This is a genomic window from Akkermansia massiliensis, from assembly GCF_023516715.1.
GTDB lineage: Bacteria > Verrucomicrobiota > Verrucomicrobiia > Verrucomicrobiales > Akkermansiaceae > Akkermansia > Akkermansia massiliensis.
This window is the reverse complement of the sequence record NZ_JAMGSI010000001.1, coordinates 457,793-471,489: the sequence shown is the minus strand read 5'-3', so window position 1 is coordinate 471,489 and position 13,697 is coordinate 457,793. Positions and strand designations below refer to the sequence as shown.

11 protein-coding genes are annotated in these 13,697 nt (G+C 57.2%); 8 read left to right on the top strand and 3 right to left on the bottom strand.

Going from position 1 to position 13,697, the window contains the following annotated elements; translation table 11 throughout:
- Positions 1-970 precede the first annotated feature (970 nt).
- Positions 971-2,452 carry a glycosyltransferase family 39 protein gene (locus tag M8N44_RS02025; protein ID WP_215709548.1) on the bottom strand — a complete coding sequence of 494 codons (1,482 nt, stop codon included), beginning with the start codon at positions 2,450-2,452 and terminating at the stop codon, positions 971-973.
- Between the two features lie 318 nt (positions 2,453-2,770).
- Between M8N44_RS02025 and M8N44_RS02020 the strand changes: the two genes are divergently transcribed.
- The 8 genes from M8N44_RS02020 (at position 2,771) to M8N44_RS01985 (ending at position 12,158) form a co-directional block, all read left to right on the top strand.
- Positions 2,771-3,286 carry a YlbF/YmcA family competence regulator gene (locus M8N44_RS02020; protein ID WP_022396637.1) on the top strand — a complete coding sequence of 172 codons (516 nt, stop codon included), beginning with the start codon at positions 2,771-2,773 and terminating at the stop codon, positions 3,284-3,286.
- Positions 3,287-3,669: 383 nt separating this feature from the next.
- The gene (gene dusB, locus M8N44_RS02015) at positions 3,670-4,680 is read left to right on the top strand and encodes a tRNA dihydrouridine synthase DusB (protein ID WP_102726974.1); all 1,011 of its coding nucleotides are present in this window, start codon (positions 3,670-3,672) and stop codon (positions 4,678-4,680) included.
- Positions 4,681-4,891: 211 nt separating this feature from the next.
- Positions 4,892-6,538 (top strand): GspE/PulE family protein, encoded by a 1,647-nt coding sequence (locus M8N44_RS02010; RefSeq protein WP_022396635.1) that lies wholly within the window; start codon positions 4,892-4,894, stop codon positions 6,536-6,538.
- A gap of 28 nt (positions 6,539-6,566) precedes the next feature.
- Positions 6,567-8,225 carry a GspE/PulE family protein gene (locus M8N44_RS02005; RefSeq protein WP_022396634.1) on the top strand — a complete coding sequence of 553 codons (1,659 nt, stop codon included), beginning with the start codon at positions 6,567-6,569 and terminating at the stop codon, positions 8,223-8,225.
- Between the two features lie 66 nt (positions 8,226-8,291).
- Positions 8,292-9,560, top strand: a complete 1,269-nt coding sequence (locus M8N44_RS02000) for a type II secretion system F family protein (protein ID WP_022396633.1) — start codon at positions 8,292-8,294, stop codon at positions 9,558-9,560.
- Positions 9,561-9,579: 19 nt separating this feature from the next.
- Complete coding sequence (locus tag M8N44_RS01995; protein ID WP_022396632.1) at positions 9,580-10,248, top strand: prepilin-type N-terminal cleavage/methylation domain-containing protein; 669 nt, start codon at positions 9,580-9,582, stop codon at positions 10,246-10,248.
- Positions 10,249-10,383: 135 nt separating this feature from the next.
- Positions 10,384-11,328: a glycosyltransferase family 2 protein gene (locus M8N44_RS01990; RefSeq protein ID WP_102728432.1), complete on the top strand. Its 945-nt coding sequence runs from the start codon at positions 10,384-10,386 to the stop codon at positions 11,326-11,328.
- 8 nt (positions 11,329-11,336) lie between these two features.
- Positions 11,337-12,158, top strand: a complete 822-nt coding sequence (locus tag M8N44_RS01985; RefSeq protein WP_022396630.1) for a glycosyltransferase family 2 protein — start codon at positions 11,337-11,339, stop codon at positions 12,156-12,158.
- Between the two features lie 162 nt (positions 12,159-12,320).
- Here M8N44_RS01985 and M8N44_RS01980 read toward each other — a convergent pair whose 3' ends face one another.
- Together M8N44_RS01980 and M8N44_RS01975 are read right to left on the bottom strand one after the other, a co-directional pair.
- Positions 12,321-12,776 carry a nucleoside-diphosphate kinase gene (locus M8N44_RS01980; protein ID WP_022396629.1) on the bottom strand — a complete coding sequence of 152 codons (456 nt, stop codon included), beginning with the start codon at positions 12,774-12,776 and terminating at the stop codon, positions 12,321-12,323.
- A 103-nt stretch (positions 12,777-12,879) separates the two neighbouring features.
- Positions 12,880-13,656 carry a hypothetical protein gene (locus M8N44_RS01975; protein ID WP_146021104.1) on the bottom strand — a complete coding sequence of 259 codons (777 nt, stop codon included), beginning with the start codon at positions 13,654-13,656 and terminating at the stop codon, positions 12,880-12,882.
- Positions 13,657-13,697: the final 41 nt, after the last annotated feature.

The following is a 13,697-nucleotide window of genomic DNA, read 5'->3' as shown; positions in this document are numbered from 1 at the left end:
TGGAAACGGATTAGTCGATTTTGAGCAATTTTCAGAAGTTATACGCTTGAAAGGCTATATTAGGCTATGACTGGGGAATCGGCAGCTGCGCGCGCAGCAAAACAGGATAAGTTTAGCAGGAGATAAAATCGTGACGCTGAATGGTTCATGGATATAAATGTCATGTTTTCCAGTAGGGAATGAATGCAAATTAGCGGATTTCCAATCCGGAGACAGGGCCCATGCGCCAACGGCTTGAAAGAAGGCTCCATCCCTGGAACGGGAAATAATATCAATGCAACTAACCTATAACATTTTGACGACAAGCTTTTTGGTTCCTTGAAAAATCCTGATGGCAACAGGAAGAATAGAAAAATTCCCATCTGTTTCTTTCCCGAATGCACGTCTTCCGTCCATTCAAATTTTCTGTCTATGGTCCAAATAATTTTGTATTAAATGCTTTTTTTCAAATTTATAGCTTGTCTCCGGATTGGAAATCCGATTTTGATACAAATAATTGATTGTGAGATTCATAGAAATCGCTTCAACACTGAGGCAGAAAGAAACAATGAAAATGAAAGCAAAAGGGAAAGAAGGACTTACAGCGCAAACCCGGCGGCCGCGCCATAGCCCTAAGCGTAAAATCAACGAAGAACTCATCAAACTGGTTATGGAGCTCCGAAAGGTTCGCAACATTGGAATCCGGCTGCTCAATGTGAACTTCTTTTGAAGCAGGGGAAGAAAAGTCATTCCCCATTCAGCCTATTCAGACAGACCGTTCTTTGCAGAACCGGAGCTTCCCCGGCTCAAAAAACTGATGGATTGAAGGACAAATTATCCCGTTCTACCAGAATGCAGACAAGATACGGAAAGAAGCCGGACGTGCTGAAGGAAGCGCTGGACCGCTTCGAAGAATTCTGCAAGGCGCACTAATCGCCGACTCAGCTACTTCCCACTTTCCAGGGACCGCCTCATTCATGGAGCGGTCCTTTTATTCTTCGGGGGAAGGCTCGCCGTCCCCCTGTGACACCCGGCACCAGAATCCCCCGTCCAGCTCCGGCATCAAAGGCTTATAGCCGTGCTGCCGCAGAAAAGAATCATCATCCCGTGAACTGGTGTGGATGATGTCCGGTATACCCTGCTCAATGTAATCATACTGCTCCCTGACCATTTCCTCCGACGGGAAGTTTTGAAGGAACCAGTATCTTCCGCACGGCTTCCAGTCCCAGGTAATGCCGAAGCCCCTGTCCAGCCAGCCCAGATACAGGACGGAGGCTTCGGAAAAAGAGGCCAGCCGTTCCCGGACGGCGGGGGAATAAAACTCCCTGCCATTCCAGACAAAGTCTCCTTTCCGGACGGCGCCCGTCAGCCCGGCAGCCACTCCGGTCCCCGTGAGGCAGGCGATTGCCAGCGTTGCGGCCGCCATCCGCGGCATGCACAGGGAAAAGCGCCGTTCCGCCCGGGCCACAAAGAAGATAGTCACCCAGATCATCATGGGTGAAAGGATGGAATTGTAATAGTAGTTGTACACGCTGAACATCTCCACCTTGAAGAAGATATACAGCAGGGCCGTAAAGAGGAGCGCCTTTTGCGTTTTTAATTGACGCCAGCCCGCTATCGCCAGAGCCCAGATGACGGCCACCCACATCAGTACGTCGGACAGGCAGCGGACCGGAGCCGGCCTGAGCAGCCTGGCCCACCATGTGGTATCCTGGGACACCGTTCCATAACGCACGGAGCACAACAGGTACTCATTCATCGCTTCTTTCCAAACACCGTTGGATACCAGCCAGGCCGAACAGGGGACAACCACGGCCAGGAAGCCGGCTAGCGCCACCCCTAAAGCCACCGCCGCTTCTTTTCTCCGCCCGTTCCACCACAGCCACAGGCACAGAACCCCGCCTAAAGCGCACACGGGAAAGGCTATGGAGAACTTCATCATGGAGGCTGCCCCGGCAAATACCCCGGCCGTGCCGAACAGAAACAGCAGGCTGCGCCTGTCCCGCATCCGGAAATACCGGACCAGCCCGTAAACCACGGCCGCCATCCCCGGCCAGCACAATTCCTCCACCCCTCCCCCGCGCTGGAAGGGAAACGAATCAAACAGAAACAGGCACAACAGCATGGAAGCCAGCAGGCTGCCGCGTTGTGACAGATAAAAACGCGCCGTCCCGCAAGCCAGCAGAAGCGTCGTAAAAAGGGTTACGCACTGAATGAGGAATATTCCGGCAAATGAATGCCCGTCAATCCACGCGGCGGCATAATAAATCCAAACCAGCAGGGGCCCCTTGCTGTCCGCCATTTCCACATAGGGGAGAAGCCCGTGAAGCAGCCCCCGCCCGAACATGAAAAAAATGGAAGGGTCCGGAGATGGATAAAAGGAGTACAAGGGAGAGGTATCCGAACACGCTCCAATCACGATAACGGACCAGATAAGAAGCGTCAGCGGGATTTTCCACCCCAGCATAGCCATGGAATCATTTTTCCCTGTCATAGGTTGGGTAGCAACAAGTGGGATTGTGCGGATTACAAATCCGAACTAGATAGGCAACAATGCGAATGTAAGAAGAATATTCATCATATTCAAGCATATATGACAATTTCTAACAAATATTCTTCTTGTTAAGAATATCCGGGGAAATAATGGGTAGAGTTGGAGAAATGCATTTGATATGAAAAAGTAGTATTGACTTCGGATTTGTAATCCGCAACAGGCCGTGACACGGAAATGTACGCCATGCCTCGCAACCGGGTTGCCCTGTCCGGAAAGGCATGATTAAATGAATCTTATATGAATACCCCCGTTCTCAATGACAACCTGCGCGCCGCCACGGAAGCCCTTTGCAACCTGCTTGCCAAGGAAGACCAGGTTGTGGCCTCCAAGGCAAAAATCGGCCTCTTTTTCCAGAATCCGGAGGCAACCAAGCTTTTTGAAGAAGTAAACGCCTACGGAGAAGAACTGCGCAACAAGCACTTGGCCGGCATGCCCCCCACGGAAGAGGAAATCTCCAAGTTCGATACCCTGCGTGAAAACGTTGTCAAGAACGATGCCGCCCGCGGCTTCCTGGAAGCCCGCCAGACCATCGATGAACTCCTGAACACCATCAATCATTATCTGGGCATGTCCATCGACCTTGGCCGTGCGCCCACTCCGGAAGAAATCGAGGAAGCCCGGCAGCGCGCCATGAGCGCCCAGACTTCCTGCTCCTGTGGCGGCAGCTGCGACAAGGAAAGCTGCGATTGCGACGGCAATTGCGACCACGACCACGATCACAAGGACGGGGGCTGCGGCTGCGGCAACCACTAAAAAAGCGATCTTTCAACCTTTCGTCAAACGGCTTCACTCCCAGGTGAAGCCGTTTTTCATTGACGGCATGCGTCAACGCCGCCCTTCCAGGACATGTACGTATCCAGTCCGGCACACGCCCTGGCCTGAAAACCGTCAGGGGCTTCACAAGCCTTTGCGGCAACCGGAAAAACTGAGCGCCAGCGAACCAATATCAAAAATTGCGGCCCATGACCGCATATTCTCTCAGATGCCGCAGAAGCCTGCGGCGTTCCATAAAGGCTTTTTCAAAAGAGGGCCGCATTTGCACGCCGCCTGCATTTTCCCCACCCCGCTTTCTTCATCAGGACGGGCAAGACGCTTGAACGGGAGATGGGCCCATGTTAGCCTCATTCTAAGGAATCATGACTTTTTCCAACCGCCCAGCTTCCGCTTCCCTGCCGTTTATCAAAACGGATTTCCCGTTGTTCCTGGCTCCGATGGCCGGAGTAACGGACCCCATTTTCCGCACCATCTGCAAGGAACTGGGGGTTGACGTCATGGTGACGGAGTTCGTCTCTGCGGAAGGCATTCTCCAGGCATGGGAGAGAAACCGGAGGTACACGAAGATAGAAGACGCGCACCGCCCCATAGGCATTCAGCTTTTCGGCGCGGACGGGAACCACATGGGAGAGGCCGCCAGAATAATCCTGGACCATGAGAAACCGGATTTCATCGATATCAACTTCGGCTGTCCGGTCCCCAAAGTGGTGGGCAAAAATGGAGGGTCCTCCCTGCTGAAAGACCTTCCCCTGCTGGCCTCCGTGGCCGGAGGCGTGGTGAAAGCCGTGGGCGACCGCATCCCCGTCACGGCCAAAATACGCATTGGCTGGGATTTCCAGAGCCTGTGCGCCATGGACGCGTGCCGCCTGCTGGAGGATGAAGGAATTTCCATGATTACCATTCACGGGCGCACCCGTTCCCAGCAGTATTCCGGCACGGCCAACTGGGACATCATTGACGAATGCGCACGGGCCATGTCCGTGCCGGTCATCGGGAACGGGGATATTTCCACCCCGCAGGCGGTAGCGTACGTGAAGGAAAACACAGCCGTCAGCGGCGTCATGATTGGCCGGGCGGCCATGGAGAATCCATGGATTTTCGGAGACGCCAAATATTATCTGCTGCACGGCGCCATGCCTCCGGCCAGGGATCCGCAGGAAAAGACGGACCTGATCCTGCGTCATGCCCGGATGGCCCTGGAGTCCCGCCATTACGGGGACGAACTCCACACCATGCGCCACATGAGGTCCCGCATTCTGGCTTACACGAAGGGGTTTCCGGGAGCCAAGGAAATGCGCTCCCGCCTGGCTCGCGTCTCCAGCATGGCGGAGCTGGAAGACCTGCTTTCCACCCTTCCCCGCCGGCGCTCCTGAGAGCGGGAAAAATCCCGCCCTCCGGGAGATTCCGCAGGCCCGGCAAGCGGCATGGGAGGAAGGCCGTCTTCCCCTTCCCCCTCCGCACCTGAAAAAAAATGCCCTTTTGAGGGAAGCTAAGTTGACTTTACGCCTCGAACCTGTCAGAAATAGGGGAGTATCCTGCCGTCCCGTTTCGGCAGACTTCCAACCATAGACTCCAGAGATCGACGTGTACTCCAACGAATCATATCTCATCGAACTTCTTACGCAGGCCGGCTATCTGAATGAAGAGATTCTTCAATACGCGCGCAGTCAAAAATCTCCCACCCAGGACCTGGTCGATTTCCTGATCCAGGCCAATTATCTTACAGAAGACGTCATCGCGCAGGTGGCGGCTTCCACATCCCTGCTGCCCGTCGTGGACCTGGGCTCCATGCACATTCCCCAGGAGGTGCGCGAACTCATCACGCCGGAGCTCGCCAGGCGCTTCCGGGCCATCCCCATTTCCGACGACGGCTTTTCCGTCAACATCGCCATTGACGACCCGCTGAATCTGGAAACCATGGACAGCCTGCCCCAACTGATGGGGCGCGACGTGATTTTCAGCGTCGCCACCCACAGCGCGGTGGAAAGCCGCCTGAAAGAATTTTACCGTGACCTGACCGTTCCGGCAGACGCCGCCGGCCTGGATGGGGACGACGGAGACGCGCCCATCATCCGCCTGGTGCAGCAGATGCTGACGGACGCCTTCAAGATGCGGGCGTCCGACATTCACATTGAGCCCATGGAAAACCGGCTCCGCATCCGCTACCGCGTGGACGGCAAGCTGGTGGAGGTGGCCACTCATCCCAAGAAGCTGCTCAGCCCCATCATCGCGCGCCTCAAAGTGATGAGCACCACCATGAGCATCGCGGAAAAGCGCATGCCCCAGGACGGCCGAATCCAGATGAACATCGGCGGCAAGCAGATTGACCTCCGCGTGTCTTCCGTGCCCAGCAACCATGGGGAAAGCATCGTCATGCGTATTCTGGACAAGTCAGCCCTGGTGCTGGGTCTCCCCCAGCTCGGGTTCTTCTCGGATGATGAAGCCGTGTTCGACCGCCTCATCACTCTTCCGGACGGCATCATCCTGGTAACGGGCCCCACCGGTTCCGGTAAGACCACTACCCTTTACGCGTGCTTGAACCACATCAACCGCCCGGATAAAAAGATCATCACGGTGGAAGACCCCGTGGAATACGAACTTTCCGGCATCAACCAGGTGATGGTAAAGGCGGACATCGGCATGACCTTTGCCGCCGCCCTGCGCGCCATGCTCCGCCAGGCCCCCAACATCATCATGATCGGGGAAATTCGAGACATGGAGACGGCCAGCATCGCCATCAACGCCTCCCTGACGGGTCACCTGGTATTTTCCACCCTCCACACCAATGACGCCCCCAGCGCCGTGGCCCGTCTGGCGGACATCGGCATCAAACGCTTCCTGATCGCCTCTTCTGTCCGGGCCATCATGGCCCAGCGTCTTGTCCGCAAGCTGTGTGACCGCTGCAAGGTGGACGGCGTGCTGACGGAAAAGCAGGCGCATACGCTGAACATTGACATGTCCCGTCTCACTCCGGGCCAGATCAAGGCCCCCCACGGCTGCGACTTCTGCCGCGGCGGCGGGTTCAAGGGACGGATGGGCCTGTTTGAAATTTTCGAGATCGACGACGAAGTGCGACGCATGATCAACGAGAACCTGACCTCCCCCCAGCTGCGCCAGCGCGCCCGGGAACTGGGCATGAGAACCCTGAGAGAGGACGGCGTGCGCAAGGTGCTGGCCGGCCTCACCTCTCCGGAAGAAGTGCTGAACGTCACCATGGGAGACGCCAACTGATTTTCCCCCGCAATTCATTCTGATTATTATGGACACCAATCTTACACTGGAACTTTTTATCGGCCGGGGAATGATCGACAAATCCCTGGCGAAGGACATCAAGGAGGAAATGACCGTCTCCGGCAAGGAGCTGCCGGAAGTGCTGGCAGACTTCGGCATCATCGGCAGCAAGGACGATATCTGGCAGATGATCGCCAGCGACCTGGGGACGGAATTCATTACGCTGGACAACTTCCAGCCGGACCCGAACGTGCAGAACATGATGCCGGCCACGCTCGTGCGCCTGCACGGCGCCCTGCCCGTGCGGCACGGCCCGGAAGGCCTGTACGTCTGCCTGGTGGACCCCCTGAATCCGCAGACGGTGGAGGACCTGCGCTTCGCCCTCGGCCAAGACATCCACGTCCTCATCGCTCCGGATTACCAGATTTCCGAACGCATCAACGAACTGTACGGCGGGGAATCCGCCGCCATGACGGACCTGATGCAGGAGCTCAACAACATGCAGGTCAACAATGAAACGGAAGATTCCGCCGCCGCGCCCGTCATTCGCTTTGTGGACCTGGTCATCACGCAGGCCATTAAGGAAAAAGCATCCGACATTCACTTTGAACCCTTTGAAAAGGAATTCAAAATCCGCTACCGCGTGGACGGCTCCCTTTATGAAATGCAGCCGCCGCCCGTTCACCTGTCCGTCCCGGTTATTTCCCGCGTCAAGGTCATGGCGAACATGAACATCGCGGAACGCCGCGTTCCGCAGGACGGCCGAATCGTCAAGCAGATAGGGAACCGGGCGGTGGACATGCGTGTTTCCTCCCTGCCCACCCAGTACGGTGAATCCGTGGTGCTCCGCGTGCTGGACCGCTCTTCCGTCAACCTGAACCTGGACAACCTGGGGCTCCCCCCGCATATTCATGAATATATTCTGGATACGGTCCACAAACCCAACGGCATTTTCATCGTCACCGGTCCCACCGGCGCCGGCAAGACCACCACGCTGTATGCCGCCCTGCGGGAAATCAATACCATTGATTCCAAGGTGCTGACGGCGGAGGACCCCGTGGAATACGACATCGACGGCATTATCCAGATCCCGATCAATGAAGCTATTGGCCTGGATTTCCCGATGGTGCTCCGCGCCTTCCTGCGACAGGACCCGGACCGCATTCTGGTGGGGGAAATGCGAGACATGGCGACCGCCCAGATCGCCATCCAGGCATCCCTGACGGGCCACCTGGTGCTCTCCACCCTGCACACGAACGACTCCGCCGGCGCCATTACGCGACTGGTGGACATGGGCTGCGAACCTTTCCTGGTGGCAGCCTCCCTGGAAGGGGTGCTGGCCCAGCGCCTGGTGCGCACCATCTGCCCGGACTGCCGCACGCCGTATGAACCCTCCTCCACCATCCTCTCCCAGCTTGGCGTGTCTCCCTATGAACTGGGAGACAAGCATTTCTTCACGGGCCGCGGTTGCGACAAATGCTCCAACTCCGGCTACAAGGGCCGCAAGGGGATCTACGAGCTTCTGGATATCAACGATACCCTGCGGGACATGATTACGGACCGCGCGCCCTCCGTGGTGCTGAAGCAGAAGGCCATTGAAATGGGCATGTCCACCCTGCGTGAAGACGGTCTGAGAAATATTTACGACGGCAATACCACCATTGAAGAAGTGCTGAAGTATACTTAATGGACAGCCGGATACCGCACCCACCATTTCAACCACCAAGCAGAAAACACTTAAAACACCACATATATGCCTAAATATCAATATACAGCACTTGACCATAAAGGCGACCAGAAAACGGGTACCCTGGAGGCCAATTCCGAAGCGGAGGCCATGGAATCCATCCGGGCGCATGGCCTGTACCCCACCCAGATCGTAGAAGCGGGAAAAGGCAAGATTCAGCAAACGCCCGCCGCCAAGAAGAAGGCCAAGGGAGGCAAGAAGCAAAAAGGCAGGCTGGGCGGCAGAATCAAGGCCAAGGCCCTGATGATTTTCACCCGCCAGCTCGCCACCCTGATTGACGCAGGGCTTCCCCTGCTCCAGAGCTTGAACGTGCTGGCCAAGCAGGAGGCGAACCCCAACCTGCGCGTGACCATTGAAGCCCTGGGCGATTCCGTGCAGGGCGGCTCCACCTTCTCCGAAGCCCTGGCCCAGCATCCCAAAATCTTTGACCGCCTGTTCGTGAACATGGTGAAGGCCGGTGAACTCGGCGGTGTGCTGGAAGTCGTGCTGAACCGCCTGGCGGAATACCAGGAAAAGGCGCAGAAACTGAAGAGCAAGGTGATCTCCGCCATGGTGTACCCCTCCATCGTGCTGTTCATTGCGGTGGGCATCGTGATCTTCCTGATGCTGGTCATCGTCCCCAAATTCAAGGCGATGTTCGCGGAACAGAACCAGGAGCTTCCCGCCATTTCCGAATTCGTGTTCGGCATCAGTGACTGGTTCATGGCCGCGCCCTTATTCGTGCCCAACGCCGTCATTCTGGCCGCCGTCGTCGCCATCCTGTATGCTATCTTCACGGCCATGAGCAAGACGCCCAACGGCCGCCGCAAGATTGACTCCGCCCTGCTGACCATGCCGGTCATCGGCAACGTGCAGAGCAAGAGCGCCATCGCCCGCTTCGCCCGTACCTTCGGCACGCTGGTGACCTCCGGCGTTCCCATCCTCCAGGCGCTTACCATCACCAAGGATACCGCCGGCAACATGATCGTGGGAGACGCCATCGGCCTCATCCATGATTCCGTGAAGGAAGGTGAATCCGTGGTAACGCCCATGTCTTCCTCCAAGCTCTTCCCGCCCATGGTGATCTCCATGGTGGACGTGGGTGAAGAAACCGGCCAGCTTCCGGACATGCTCCTCAAGATCGCGGACGTGTACGATGATGAAGTGGACAATGCCGTGGGAGCCATGACCTCCATGCTGGAACCCATCATGATCGTATTCCTGGCCGTGGTCGTGGGCGGCATCGTGTTCGCCATGTTCCTGCCCCTACTGCAGGTCATTGAAAAAATGGGTTAACCTCCCTACGCAGAACCAGATGAAGATTCGATCCGCATACAGCCGCCTCCGGGCGGCAAAGGGCTTCACCCTCATGGAAATCCTGGTGGTGATGGTCATCATCGTGGTGCTGGCCACGCTGACCATCTCCATCTACACCTGGCTTGAAACCAGAAAGAACGAGCAGGCCACGGAATCCATCGTCCGCAAGATTGAAATGGGGCTGGAAAGCTACCACAGCGACCATGACCGCTACCCCTACGGTACGGAAGCCCCTTTCAACAATCACGGCGTGGCCGTGGCAAACGGTGAGGAATACAGCTCCAACGTCGTTTACATGGCCCTGTTCGGGGACCACAAGAATGAAGGCGTGCCCGGCAGGGATACCACCATTTACAATGACGAACTGAACCCCGCCACCCAGCCCAAGAGCAACCCGACCGTCCGGGAAGTCCACGTGAAAAGCAAGGACGGGAGGCCGGTCACCCTCTACATTCTGGCGGACCCGTGGGGCTCCCCCTACCGCTACCGCCTAGGCAGCGAGCAGGCCATCCCCACCAAATCCGCCAATGCCAAGAACCTGAAAATGGGCAACGGCCTGAATCCGGATTATGATTTCTGGTCCTTCGGCAAGGACGGGGACAGCGATCTCAAAGACCCGCATGCCCCTGAAAACGAGGACGACATCGGCAACCTGCCGAAGTTCTGATCCTTCCTTTTTCTCCGCGAACGGCCCTTTTTTCCGGCAGCCTTCCTCCCTCTCCGGCGGAGGAAGGCTGCTCTGCGTACAGGGCACTATTTGCTGGCATCCGGACAGGTTCTGGCGTATGATCCGGGCATTGCCATGAAACGCATTTCCCTGATTGTTCCCTGCCTGAATGAAGAACAGGCCATTCCGGCGTTCAAGCAAGAAGTAGACCGGGTTTTCAAGGAACACCTGGCGGCCTATGCCCTGGAACTCATCTTCGTGGATGACGGTTCCACGGACCATACCTTGGAAATGGTCAAGAAACTGGCAGAGCATTCCCCGGAGGTGAAATTCATCTCCTTTTCCCGCAACTTCGGGAAGGAAGCTGCCATCTATGCGGGGCTGGAAGCTGCTACGGGAGATTACGCGGCCGTCATGGACGTGGACCTTCAGGATCCTCCCTCCCTGCTTCCGGAGATGGTGAAAGCCATCGAGAAGGAAGGATACGACTGCGCAGGCACGCGCCGCGTCACCAGGCAGGGGGAACCGCCGCTGCGGTCCTTCTTCGCGCGCGCCTTTTACAAGACGATTCACCGGATATCGGACACGCACATCGTGGACGGGGCCCGGGATTACAAGCTGATGACGCGCCCCGTGCTGGAAGCCCTGCTTTCCCTGAAGGAATACAACCGCTTTTCCAAGGGGCTGTACGAATGGGTGGGCTTCCGCACCAAATGGTTTGAATACGAGAACGTGGAACGGGTAGCCGGAGAAACCAAGTGGTCTTTCTTCAAACTGTTCCTGTATTCCATTGAAGGCATCGTGGCCTTTTCCACCGCTCCCCTGGCGCTGGCTTCCATCATGGGGGTGCTCCTCTCCTTCATTTCCTTCCTTTCCATCATTGTCCTGACGATCCGTGAATTGATCTGGCCCCATTCCGCCTACGGCTGGACTTCCATGGTGTGCGTCTTCTGCCTGATGGGAGGCATCGTTCTGCTGTGCCTGGGCATCCTGGGCCAGTACCTGGCCAAGACCTATACGGAAGTTAAAAAGCGCCCCATTTACATTGCCAGGGAACGCTCCATCGCTCCTTCCAACTAGCCCTCCCCATGGATACCGAACCGGATTTCAGCATCGTCACGCCCAGCTATAACTACGCCAGGTACGTGCGGGAGTGCATTGAAAGCGTCAAGAATCAGGAAGGAGCCACCTTTGAACACATCATCCAGGATGCGGGCTCCACGGACGGAACGCTGGACATCCTGAATTCCTATCCGCACCTGAAACTCCATGTGGAAAAGGATTCCGGCATGTCGGAAGGCATCAACCGCGGATTCCGCAAGGCACGCGGCAAGTGGGTCATGTGGCTGAATACGGACGACCGGCTGCTGCCGGGCGCTCTGGCTGCGGTCAAGGCTTTTGCGGATTCCCGGCCGGATGCGGACATCGTGCACGGCGCCTGGAACTTCATCGGCCCGGACGGAGCCCTCCAGCGGCCCATGAAAGCCCTTCCCTACAGCCTGAACATGCACATCTGGTACGGAACTTACCTGGCCTCCACCGCACTGTTCCTGCGCCGGAGCACCACGATTGAAGAAGGGTTTCTGCTGGACGAACGGTTCCGCTACGATATGGACGGGGAATATTACGCACGCCTGGGCCGTGCCGGAAAAAAGTTTGTCCATTACAACAGGCTGCTGGCGGATTTCCGCTGGCACGGCGACAACCTGAGCGCCCCCAATGTGGAACGCCGGGACATGGACGCCGAATTAAAACGCCAGAAACAGCACAGCGAAGACGCCGCCATCAAGCGCGTTTACGGCTATTCCTTTTCCAAGCAGAGCTGCAACAACATCCTGGACGGCTTCATGCGGGAGGCCTACCGCATGAAAAAGGCCTTCCTTTACCTGACCACTCCCTGGGAAAAGTAATCCGCTGCTCCCTCTCCTTCCCTCCTCCCCGGAGCCTCCGGCCCGTCCTCCCAATCTCCGGCACTCCCTTCCTTTCCACAAAGGCGCTTCCCGGTACGGCAAAGGCCGCAGCCGTTTTACAGCCGCGGCCCGTCACAAACCGGATGGAAAAAGGATAAAACCTTAGTTAAGGCTGTCAAACAGCTCTTCTTCCCGGAAGAATCTCACCAGTTCCACGGCGGCGGATTCCCGGCTGTCGGAAGCATGGCAGATGTTCATCATGCTGTCCGTTCCGTAATCGCCGCGGATGGTGCCTTTCTGCGCCTTCTGGGAATTGGTGGGCCCCAGCAGTTCGCGCACGCGTACAATGACGCCGGGCCCCTTCAGGGCGATGGCGATGACCGGAGAGCTGGTCATGAAATCAAGCAGTTTCGGGAAAAGCGGTTCCCCATTGACGACAAGGTCCAGAATATGGGCGTAATGTTCCCGGAGCACCGGCTCGTCAAGCTGAATCATCTTTATGCCGCGCAGGCGAAACCCTTCGGACAAAAAACGTTTCAAAATGGTGCCGGAAAGGTTTTTCCGCACGCAATCGGGTTTCAGCAAAATCAGCGTTGTTTCTTCTTGAGTGTTTGGCATAAAATTAGCGAAGTTTCAGGATGAAGTGAGGGAATTACACCCTAATCCCCGGCAGGTCAAGGATAATTGCGCAACTGGTCTTTTCCGCCGGGAAAGGAATTCGTCACAGGCTTCTCTTATAGGAATCACACCGGTTCCGCCATCCGGCAAGCCAGCGCGCCTCTCCGCGGGCCGGCGGGCTGTTGTCCACGCGACGCTGGAGCACCCTTTTGGCCGCCTCCGCAAACTCAACCGCCGCAGGCTGTCCGGGAGAGGCCGGGCGCATCTCCTCCAGCACCTGCCTGAGCCCCCAACCCTGCCCCCGGTATTGTTCCGCGGGGTTGGTTCCCTCCCCCTTGAAATTCACGTAGTCAATCAGGGCATACATGCCGTTGGGCGCCGTCGCCACGGCATTGTAGCGGGCAGCCATTTCCGCCGGACGGCGGGACTGGCTCTTGATGCGCCCCAGGGCAGCCACGGACCTGGCAATAATGAAATCCGCCTGCATTTGCAGAGCCGCCGGGCTGGACAGCCACTGGCGCATCCGTTCAGGAAGGCCGCCCCGTACGTCCGCCGCTTCAAATTCCGCCCTGGTGCGCCACGGGGCCGCGCCGGAAAACCATTCCGGAACGCGTGCTCCCCTCTTACGGCAAAACTGGACAAAGGAGGGAAAGCTTTCCTCAAACATTTCCGTAATCCCGGCGGGGAACCAGATGAAATGCCCAATGCCCAGGGAGGGGAACGCCTCCCCCCGGTTCCAGGAAACCAGCCCCTTTACTGTTCCGGCGCATTCATTCTGCCAGATTTTCCGCGCGATCTTCGCCTTCACTTCTCCTGCATCCGGAGCCGCCTGAACCCAGCCGGGCGCGCCGCACGCCAGCATCAGGATAAAACCTGCCATTTTTCCATGCATGGGGTTACTTTCCTTCCCCGGCGCGGGCA

Excerpts from the sequence above, each read along its gene's own strand:
- M8N44_RS01980 (WP_022396629.1), bottom strand. The coding sequence starts at position 12,776 with ATGCCAAACACTCAAGAAGAAACAACGCTGATTTTGCTGAAACCCGAT.
- M8N44_RS02025 (WP_215709548.1), bottom strand. The coding sequence starts at position 2,452 with ATGGCTATGCTGGGGTGGAAAATCCCGCTGACGCTTCTTATCTGGTCC.
- dusB (WP_102726974.1), top strand. The coding sequence starts at position 3,670 with ATGACTTTTTCCAACCGCCCAGCTTCCGCTTCCCTGCCGTTTATCAAA.
- M8N44_RS02000 (WP_022396633.1), top strand. The coding sequence starts at position 8,292 with ATGCCTAAATATCAATATACAGCACTTGACCATAAAGGCGACCAGAAA.
- M8N44_RS01990 (WP_102728432.1), top strand. The coding sequence starts at position 10,384 with ATGAAACGCATTTCCCTGATTGTTCCCTGCCTGAATGAAGAACAGGCC.
- M8N44_RS02005 (WP_022396634.1), top strand. The coding sequence starts at position 6,567 with ATGGACACCAATCTTACACTGGAACTTTTTATCGGCCGGGGAATGATC.
- M8N44_RS01995 (WP_022396632.1), top strand. The coding sequence starts at position 9,580 with ATGAAGATTCGATCCGCATACAGCCGCCTCCGGGCGGCAAAGGGCTTC.
- M8N44_RS01975 (WP_146021104.1), bottom strand. The coding sequence starts at position 13,656 with ATGGCAGGTTTTATCCTGATGCTGGCGTGCGGCGCGCCCGGCTGGGTT.
- M8N44_RS01985 (WP_022396630.1), top strand. The coding sequence starts at position 11,337 with ATGGATACCGAACCGGATTTCAGCATCGTCACGCCCAGCTATAACTAC.
- M8N44_RS02020 (WP_022396637.1), top strand. The coding sequence starts at position 2,771 with ATGAATACCCCCGTTCTCAATGACAACCTGCGCGCCGCCACGGAAGCC.